The organism is Terrabacter sp. P5_B1 (genome assembly GCF_056400505.1).
The window spans coordinates 32,830-41,946 of the sequence record NZ_JBFULD010000004.1 but is presented as its reverse complement, the minus strand read 5'-3'; the positions used below and the strand labels follow the sequence as shown (position 1 = coordinate 41,946).

General features: G+C 71.5%; 10 protein-coding genes. 9 read left to right on the top strand and 1 reads right to left on the bottom strand.

What is annotated here, in order from left to right:
• Positions 1-95 precede the first annotated feature (95 nt).
• From AC1DP0_RS00895 to AC1DP0_RS00865, 7 genes are all read left to right on the top strand, one after another.
• A complete protein-coding gene (locus AC1DP0_RS00895; RefSeq protein ID WP_478081914.1) occupies positions 96-743 on the top strand; it encodes an HAD family hydrolase in 648 nt (215 codons plus the stop codon).
• Between the two features lie 161 nt (positions 744-904).
• Positions 905-2,266: a pyridoxal phosphate-dependent decarboxylase family protein gene (locus AC1DP0_RS00890; RefSeq protein ID WP_478081912.1), complete on the top strand. Its 1,362-nt coding sequence runs from the start codon at positions 905-907 to the stop codon at positions 2,264-2,266.
• Between the two features lie 178 nt (positions 2,267-2,444).
• Positions 2,445-2,744 carry a DUF3263 domain-containing protein gene (locus tag AC1DP0_RS00885; RefSeq protein WP_478081910.1) on the top strand — a complete coding sequence of 100 codons (300 nt, stop codon included), beginning with the start codon at positions 2,445-2,447 and terminating at the stop codon, positions 2,742-2,744.
• Positions 2,745-2,838: 94 nt separating this feature from the next.
• A complete protein-coding gene (locus tag AC1DP0_RS00880; protein ID WP_478081908.1) occupies positions 2,839-3,303 on the top strand; it encodes an N-acetyltransferase family protein in 465 nt (154 codons plus the stop codon).
• Positions 3,300-4,370, top strand: a complete 1,071-nt coding sequence (locus tag AC1DP0_RS00875) for a P1 family peptidase (RefSeq protein WP_478081906.1) — start codon at positions 3,300-3,302, stop codon at positions 4,368-4,370. Before AC1DP0_RS00880 ends, AC1DP0_RS00875 begins: the two co-directional genes overlap by 4 nt.
• A 176-nt stretch (positions 4,371-4,546) precedes the next feature.
• Positions 4,547-4,843, top strand: coding sequence for a type IV toxin-antitoxin system AbiEi family antitoxin domain-containing protein (locus AC1DP0_RS00870; protein ID WP_478081904.1), 297 nt, complete (start codon positions 4,547-4,549; stop codon positions 4,841-4,843).
• Between the two features lie 100 nt (positions 4,844-4,943).
• Entirely contained in the window at positions 4,944-5,135 is a 192-nt protein-coding gene (locus AC1DP0_RS00865; RefSeq protein WP_478081902.1) for a hypothetical protein, read from the top strand.
• Between the two features lie 525 nt (positions 5,136-5,660).
• Here AC1DP0_RS00865 and AC1DP0_RS00860 read toward each other — a convergent pair.
• Positions 5,661-6,572 (bottom strand): MBL fold metallo-hydrolase, encoded by a 912-nt coding sequence (locus AC1DP0_RS00860; RefSeq protein WP_478081900.1) that lies wholly within the window; start codon positions 6,570-6,572, stop codon positions 5,661-5,663.
• 129 nt (positions 6,573-6,701) lie between these two features.
• On the opposite strand from AC1DP0_RS00860, the gene AC1DP0_RS00855 reads away from it, so the two are divergent.
• Entirely contained in the window at positions 6,702-7,127 is a 426-nt protein-coding gene (locus tag AC1DP0_RS00855; RefSeq protein ID WP_478081898.1) for an HIT family protein, read from the top strand.
• A gap of 270 nt (positions 7,128-7,397) precedes the next feature.
• Positions 7,398-9,029: a chaperonin GroEL gene (gene groL / locus AC1DP0_RS00850; protein ID WP_478081896.1), complete on the top strand. Its 1,632-nt coding sequence runs from the start codon at positions 7,398-7,400 to the stop codon at positions 9,027-9,029.
• Positions 9,030-9,117 lie beyond the last annotated feature (88 nt).

Here is a 9,117-nt window from a genome sequence, read left to right as displayed (position 1 = left end):
GGGCCGACGTGGTCGTCGTCGACGCGGACGCGCGCCCGACCCGGGTCATGAGACGCGGGCGCTGGCTGGACGCGGCGCTGCCCTAGGCTCGGTCGGTGACTTCTCCCCGCTGGTCCACCGCTGTCTTCGACCTCGACGGCACGCTGGCCGACACGATCAACCTCATCGTCGAGTCCTACCAGCATGCCTTCCGCACGATCCTCGGTCGCGAGGAGGACCCGACCGTCATCCGCTCGTGGATCGGCCGACCGCTCCTCAGCGCCTTCCGCGACCACTCGCCGGAGCAGGCGGACGAGCTCTACGCAACGTACCTCCAGTGGAACGCCGACAACACCGAGCGGCTCATCCGGGGCTACGACGGCGTCCGTGAGGTGCTCCGCGAGCTGCGCGCGGCCGGCGTCAACGTCGGCGTCGCCACCTCGAAGCGCCGCGAGTCGGCGCAGCAGGCCATGGACATCCTCGGTCTCAGCGAGCACGTCGAGGTCCTCGTCGCCATGGAGGACACCGAGCGGCACAAGCCGGACCCGACCCCGCTGCTGCTCGCGCTCGAGCGGATGGGCCGCGGCTCGAACGACGCGGTCTACGTCGGTGACGCCGTCGTCGACGTGCTCGCCGGCAAGGCGGCGGGCATGGACACCGTCGCCGTCACGTGGGGCGCGGGGCTGCCCGAGGCGCTCCACGGCGTGCGGCCGACGGTCGTCGCGCACGACGCCGACGAGCTGCGCACCGCCCTCCGGGGCTGAGGCGCGGCTCCGCCCCGCCCGCGCTCGGACCCATCCCGCCCCATCCCGCGCGGTCCCGCGCGATCCCGCCCCATCCCGCCCCATCCCGCCTCATCCCGCCCCATCCCGCGCGAAGCGTCCGAGGGCCGGAGGGGTCGGGCCGTAGGGCCTAGCATCTGTGCGTGCACAGCTTCGACAAGGACGCCGACCACGTCGCCGTCGACAAGGTCCTCCGCTACGCCCGCGAGCGCCTGCTCATGGACCCGATCCCGCTCGACGGCGCCCAGACCGAGAAGCACCTCCGGTCGGCCGCCGGGCAGACCATCACCGCGGCGGGCCTCGGCTCGACGCGGGCGATGGAGCTCTTCGAGCACACCCTGGCGCCGGCCTGCCTGTCGACGGACCACCCCCGCTACCTCTCCTTCATCCCGTGCGCGCCGACACGTGAGGCCGCGGCCTTCGACGTCGTCGTCGGCGCCTCGTCCATCTACGGCGGGTCGTGGATGGAGGGCGCGGGCGCGGTCTACGCCGAGAACCAGGCGCTGCGCTGGATCAGCGACCTCGCGGGCCTGCCCGAGTCCGCGGGCGGCGTCTTCGTGCCCGGCGGCACGGTGGGCAACCTGTCCGCGCTCGTCGTGGCACGGCATACGGCCAGGGCTCGCGCCACGGAGGCCGGCACGGGCGCCCGGCCCTTCCGGATCGCCGCGACCGACAACGCGCACTCGTCCGTCGTGTCCATGGCGGCCGTCATGGACGCCGAGGTGTGCGGCGTGCACGTCGACGAGAAGCTGCGCCTGACCGGCCCCGAGCTGCGCAAGACCCTCGAGGAGCACGGTCCCGAGACCTTCTTCGCCGTCGTCGCGACGAGCGGCACGACGAACTTCGGCGTCGTGGACGACCTGGCGTCGGTCGCCGAGGTCTGCCGCGAGTTCGGCCTGTGGCTGCATGTCGACGGCGCCTACGGTGGCGCCGGGCTCGCCGCACCTTCCGTGCGGCACCTCTTCCAGGGCATCGAGCACGCCGACTCGTTCATCGTCGACCCGCACAAGTGGCTCTTCGCCCCCTTCGACTGCTGCGCCCTCATCTACCGCGAGCCCGAGCTGGCCCGCGTCGCGCACACGCAGGAGGCGGGCTACCTCGACGTCATCACGAAGTCGGCCGAGTGGAACCCCACCGACTACTCCATCGGGCTGACGCGCCGGGCGCGAGGGCTGCCGCTCTGGTACTCCCTCGCCGTGCACGGCACCGACGCCTACGTCGAGGCGATCGAGAGCACGCTCGAGGTGACGCGCTTCGCCGCGGACGAGATCGGCCGCCGCGCCTACCTCGAGGCGGTGCGCGAGCCCGACCTCTCGGTCGTGGTCTTCCGGCGCCTCGGGTGGGGCCCGGCGGACTACCAGGAATGGACCGACCGGCTGCTGGGGGAGGAGTTCGCGTTCGTCGTGCCGACGACCTTCCGCGGCGAGACGCTGACGCGCTTCGCCATCGTCAACCCGCAGACGACGAAGGAGGACGTCAACGCCATCCTCGACACGATGTCGTAGGGGTCGAACTGGTGTGGGAGTGACCGGTGTGACGGGTGTTCCAGACGGGTCGAAGCGGCCCCGCGACGCGCCCGCGCCTGCGGCGGGCGGCGAATGACACCCCTGTCATTTGGGTCTAGGGTGTGACCGGAGCCAACGCACGGCGCGAGACGCAGCACGACTGCAGCGAGACGGGGACATGAGCACAGAACACGCCACGGCGCAGCCGGACCGCCACGACTCCGAGAGCGGCCTCAGCGCGCGCGACCTCGAGATCCTGGCCTTCGAGCGCCAGTGGTGGAAGTACGCCGGCTCCAAGGAACAGGCGATCAAGGAGCTCTTCGACATGAGCTCGACCCGGTACTACCAGGTGCTCAACGCGCTCCTCGACAGCCCGGAGGCCCTCGAGGCCGACCCGATGCTCATCAAGCGACTGCGCCGGATGCGCGCGAGCCGTCAGCGCGCGCGCACGAGCCGCCGCCTCGGCATCAACGTCTGAGATCAACGTCTGAGCCGTCCCAACGGTTGAGCGGACCCACCCGGCGGGGCCACGGGTGCGCGCCCTTCTTGCGCAGGCATGGTTCACTTCCCTCATGGCCGAGGTGACCATCCGTCGCGCGTCGGCTGACGACGCCCTCGTCGTCGCCGCCCTGCACCTGCAGTTCGCCCGCGAGCTCGGTATGCCGTCCGAGCCCGGCTACCTCGACCGTTTCGTCGACGCGTGGCTGGCCGAGCGGCCCGACCGGCCGACGTGGATCGCGGAGAGCCGCGGCCAGCACGCCGGCATCCTCGAGACCCGACGCATCCGGGCGCTGCCGTGGCCGGGGCGCAAGGACGTGTCGTGGCTGCACGTCGGCGGCCTGTTCGTGGCGCCCGGCTGTCGTGACCGTGGGGTGGGCCGGGCCCTCACCGAGGCCATGATCGAGTGGTCGCGCACGACCGACGTCAAGTGGATCCGGCTCAACGCGCCCGACGACCGTGCGCAGGAGTTCTACGAGCGACTCGGCTTCACCTTGCCCGGGCGGCTCATGGAGTTCGACCTGCGGGACCCGCGGTGAGCGGTCCGGCCTGGGTCCCCGCGCCCGGCCCGACGAACTCGCTCGTCGACGTCGCGGGCCTGCGGGTCGGCCACTGCACCCGGGACGAGCCGGGCTGGCTGACGGGCGTCACCGTCGTCGTCGCGCCGCCCGGTGGAGTGGTTGCCGGCGTCGACGTCCGCGGCGGTGGTCCCGGCACGCGGGAGACCGACGTCCTCGACCCCCGCAACCTCGTCGACCGGGTGCATGCCGTCGTCCTCGGAGGCGGGTCCGCCTTCGGGCTCGCCGCCGCCGACGGCGTGATGGACGCGCTGGTTGCCGAAGGCATCGGCTGGCCGGTCGGCGAGCGCGGACAGGTCGTGCCGATCGTGCCGTCCGCGATCCTCTTCGACCTGGGGCGCGGCGGCGCGTGGGGTCACCGCCCGCGCGCGGAGGACGGCAGGGCGGCATACGCCAGCGCGTCGGCAGCCGCCGTGGAGCAGGGCTGCGTCGGCGCCGGCACGGGAGCGAAGGTGGGCGGCTTCAAGGGCGGCATCGGCTCGGCGAGCGTCGTGCTCGCGTCGGGCACCACCGTCGCCGCGCTCGTCGCCGTCAACGCGGTCGGCTCGGCCGTCGACCCGGCCACCGGCCTGCCGTATGCCGTCGGGCTCGGCCTCGGGGACGAGCTGGCCCAGGTGAGGCGCCCGAGTGCCTCTGAGCTCGAGGAGTCACGGGCCCGGGCCGAGGCGCTGCCCGCGAACGCCGGCCGCCCCGGCCTGGCGACGACGATCGGGGTCATCGCGACCGATGCGACGTTGACGAAGGGGCAGTGCCAGAAGGTGGCCGGCATCGGTCACGACGGGTTCGCGCGGGCGCTCAAGCCGGTGCACACCCTCTTCGACGGCGACACGCTCTTCGCCCTGGCGACGGGCGAGCGGTCGGCGCCCGATCCCGTGGAGCAGACGCTGCTCATGGAGGCCGGGGCCGACTGCGTCGCGCGGGCCATCGTCCACGCCCTGCTCGCCGCGACGTCGGTCGACCGCTCGGCCGACGGCGGCGTCGCCCTGCGGTCGTGGTCCGACGCCTTCCCGTCCGCGATCCCGGGCTGAGTCCGGCCCGAGGCTTGCAGTTGAGGTGGTGGAGTTCTTTCGCCACCTGGTGCCGATGAAGCTCCTCGACCGTGGAGCACCACAGCCGCCCACATCCCCTCACCGGGGCCCTCGGTCATCCACAGGCGCGGCCGGCACTGGGCCGCCTGAGGCGCAACTCGGTCACGCTCTCGGGCATGGACCTGTCGCCGGTCGACCGCGTGCTTCGACATCAGGACGGGGTGGTCTGGAGAGCGCAGGCACTCGAGTGCGGCCTCGACGACAACGCCCTCGAGCGACTGCTGCGCCGCCGACAGCTGGCTCGGGTCCACCCCGGCGTCTACGTAGGCCACACCGGGCCCCCACGTGGTCGCAGCGAGCCTGGAGCGCCGTGCTCTTCCACTGGCCCGCGGCGCTTGCGGGACCCTCAGCGCTGCGTGCGCACGGGCTCAGACCCTCTCCGACCCACGACCCCCGGGGCGCTCTCACGGTGATGCCGCCTGGACCGCAGGAACCGCAGGACGCGCAGGCACCGAACCGGTCCACGTCGTCGTGGCGGCGAGCCGGCGCGTCGTGCCACCGTCCGGGGTGATCGTGACGCGCCGAACCGACTTCGACGGGCGCGTCCAGCTCCATCTGTCGCCGTCCCGGCTCCGTCTCGACGAGGCTCTGCTCGACGTTGCCTCTGCCTGCTGGGACGAAGCAGGCGCCGTCGCACTGCTGGCCGATGCCTGCCACGAAGGGGCGACGACAGCCGCTCGCCTGCACGCCACGCTGTCCGGGTGAGGTCGACTGCCCCGGCGGCGCCTGCTGCTGGCCATCCTCGATGATGTCGCTGCGGGCTCGATGTCGGTGTTCGAACGTCGCTACCGGCGCGATGTCGAGCGGTCGCACGGCCTTCCGGTGGCCCGGCGCCAGGTTCGGGGGGTGACGAGACAGGGCGTGACGTTCCGAGACGTGGAGTACTCGGACTTCAGAGTCGTCGTGGAGCTCGACGGACGGCTGGTCCACTCCGGTCTCCGACGGGAGTGGACCGATCTGGAGCGGGACGTCGAAGCCATGGTGCGGGGCGAGGCGACCATCCGGTTCGGGTGGGGGCAGGTCCTCGAACCCTGTCGGGGCAGTCGCGTCGTCGGGCGCCTGCTCCAGTCCCGGGGTTGGACGGGTGACCTCAGACCGTGCGGTCCTGTCTGTGACGCAGTCCCCTCACGACGTCGAGCGGCCTGAGGGAATGACTGGCGGGTGACCTCGTGGAGTTCTTCCGGCACCTGATGCCGACGAACCTCCATGACGTCTGCGTGTCAGGTCAGGTCAGGTCAGGTCAGGGGGGCGGGCGGGCGGGGCGACGTGGTCCCAGCCGCGCCGGATCGCCGAACCGAGGTGATCGAGCGGGTAGGGCAGGCGCGGGTCCGGTTCGCGCAGCGCCTCCTCGAGGCGGACCTCGCCGAGCCGGCGCTCGCGGATCACCGCCGCGACGGCAGCGACGTCGTCGCGCTGACGCGTCACGAAGGCCTCGTCCACCGGACGCCCGTGCCCCGGGACGACGACGGTGCGCTCCGACACCTGGACGAGGTGGGATGTCAGGGTGTCGGCCCACTCGAGGGGCCAGCAGTCGTCGCCGAACGACGGGGGCGCGCTCTCCTCGACGAGGTCGCCGAGGAACATCGTGTCCGTGTCGGGCACGAGCACGGCCACGTCGCCGTCGGTGTGGCCGCGGCCGGCATACGCCATCGTCACGACCCGGTCACCGAGGTCGATGGTCGCGTTGGAGCCGAAGGTGCGGTCGGGGCCGCGCACCACCGTCGCCATCACCTCGGCGGCGTCGCGCTCGGTGTAGCCGTACTCCGGTCCCGCTCCGGGGTCCGCGCGGAAGGCGGCCTTGATGTGCTCGGCCGCGGTTACGGTCGTGCGCCCGACGTTGTCGTGGGCGTGGACGATGGCCGTCTCGAAGGCGGCGTTGCCGAAGGTGTGGTCGAAGTGGACGTGCGTGCTGACGACGTGGCGCACGACGACGTCCCTGCCGAGGCGGCGGATGTCGTCGAGCACCTGGGCGCCCTGGACGTCACTCGCCCGCGTGTCGACGACGACCGCGCCGTGGCGTCCGAGCACGAGGCCGACGTTGACGTCCCACTGGCGGTAGCGCGCGACGAAGACCCGGTCGGCCACCTCCACGAAGCCCGCCGTCGACGGGCCGAGGTCGCCGCCGGACGCTCGGGCGGTCACGCGGCCCACTCCGACGTGACCCACGGCTCATTGAGCATGGAGCCACCGTAGCGGCCTCCATCGGCCTGGGCGCGGTCCCCGCGTTTGTCGCAGACGGCACGGCTCGCCGGCGCGTGGGAGCCTGTCGCCATGGACTGCGTCTTCTGCTCGATCGTGTCCGGTGAGACGCCCGCCGACGTCGTGCTCGACGAGCCGGACCTCGTCGCCTTCCTCGACCGGCGCCCCGTCTTCAAGGGCCATGTGCTGCTCGTGCCGCGCCGGCACGTCGACACCCTGCTCGACCTGCCCGCGGAGCTGCACGCCACGCTGCTGGGGGCGGCCCAGCGGCTCGCCGCGGCTGCCGTCGAGGGGCTCGGCGCCCAGGGCAGCTTCGTGGCGGTGAACAACGTCGTGAGCCAGTCGGTGCCGCACCTGCACGTGCACGTCGTGCCGCGCACCAAGGGGGACGGGCTGCGCGGTTTCTTCTGGCCCCGCACCAAGTACGCCTCGGACCAGGAGTCAGAGGAGTATGCCGCCCGTATCGCAGGCGTGCTGGCCCCGGCCGTGGGCGCCTGAGCCGGGCACACGGCATACGCACGGTCGTGCGTGGCGGTTCGGGGGTGCTCGGGGGCGCAGGCCGGCTACGGCCGTGAGCTCCCGAGTGTTTGCACTCTCACCCCGAGAGTGCCAATAATGGCGTTAGCACTCTCCCTAGGGGAGTGACAGAAATGGGCCGTATGCCGAGGGGTCGGGTCCGCAGCGACATGAAGCTGGGGAGACCGGTCCCGTCCGTCGCGGGCGTCGTGCGGTCCACCACCAACGTTTCGTGTGGGAGGAACCACCCGAATGGCCAAGACCATTGCTTTTGACGAAGAGGCACGCCGCGGTCTCGAGCGGGGCATGAACATCCTCGCCGACGCCGTCCGCGTGACCCTCGGCCCGAAGGGCCGCAACGTCGTCCTGGAGAAGAAGTGGGGCGCCCCCACGATCACCAACGACGGCGTCTCGATCGCCAAGGAGATCGAGCTCGACGACCCGTACGAGAAGATCGGCGCGGAGCTCGTCAAGGAAGTTGCCAAGAAGACCGACGATGTCGCCGGTGACGGTACGACGACGGCCACCGTGCTCGCCCAGGCGATGGTGAAGGAAGGCCTGCGCAACGTGGCCGCCGGCGCCAACCCGATGGCGCTCAAGCGCGGCATCGAGAAGGCCGTCGAGGCCGTCACCGCCCGCCTGCTCGAGCAGGCCAAGGAGATCGAGACCAAGGAGCAGATCGCCTCGACCGCCAGCATCTCGGCGGCCGACGAGGAGATCGGTGGTCTCATCGCCGAGGCGATGGACAAGGTCGGCAAGGAAGGTGTCATCACCGTCGAGGACTCCAACACCATGGGCCTCGAGCTGGAGATGACGGAGGGTATGCGCTTCGACAAGGGCTACATCTCCGCCTACTTCGTCACCGACACCGAGCGCATGGAGGCCGTCCTCGACGACGCCTACGTGCTCGTCGCGAACTCCAAGATCGGCAGCATCAAGGACCTCGTCCCGCTGCTCGAGAAGGTCATGCAGTCCGGCAAGCCGCTGCTGATCATCGCCGAGGACATCGAGGGTGAGGCCCTCGCGACGCTCGTCGTGAACAAGATCAAGGGCACGTTCAAGTCCGTCGCCGTCAAGGCTCCGGGCTTCGGCGACCGCCGCAAGGCCATGCTCACCGACATCGCCATCCTCACCGGTGGCCAGGTCATCTCCGAGGAGGTCGGTCTCAAGCTCGAGAACGCCACCCTCGACCTGCTCGGCCGCGCTCGCAAGGTCGTCGTCACCAAGGACGAGACGACCATCGTCGAGGACGCCGAGGACCGCTCGCAGATCGAGGGCCGCATCGCCCAGATCAAGGCCGAGATCGAGAAGTCGGACTCCGACTACGACCGCGAGAAGCTCCAGGAGCGCCTCGCCAAGCTCGCCGGCGGCGTCGCCGTCATCAAGGCGGGCGCGGCCACCGAGGTCGAGCTCAAGGAGCGCAAGCACCGCATCGAGGACGCCGTCCGCAACGCGAAGGCTGCCGTCGAGGAGGGCATCGTCGCAGGTGGTGGCGTGGCCCTCATCCAGGCCGCCAAGGCGCTCGACGAGCTCACGCTCGAGGGTGACGAGGCGACCGGCGCCAACATCGTGCGCGTCGCGACCGAGGCTCCGCTCAAGCAGATCGCGATCAACGCCGGTCTCGAGGGTGGCGTCGTCGCGGAGAAGGTGCGCGGTCTCGAGGCCGGCCACGGTCTCAACGCGGCCTCCGGTGAGTACGGCGACCTGCTGGCCGCCGGCATCATCGACCCGGTCAAGGTGACCCGCTCGGCGCTGCAGAACGCCGCCTCGATCGCGGCGCTCTTCCTCACGACCGAGGCCGTCATCGCCGACAAGCCGGAGAAGGCCGCTCCGGCCATGCCCGGTGGCGACGACATGGGCGGCATGGGCGGCATGGGCTTCTGAGCCCAACGACCCACGGTCACCCAGCACCACGCTGGAAGGGCGGTTCCCCTCAGGGGGAGCCGCCCTTCGGCGTCTGAGGGAGCGGCCA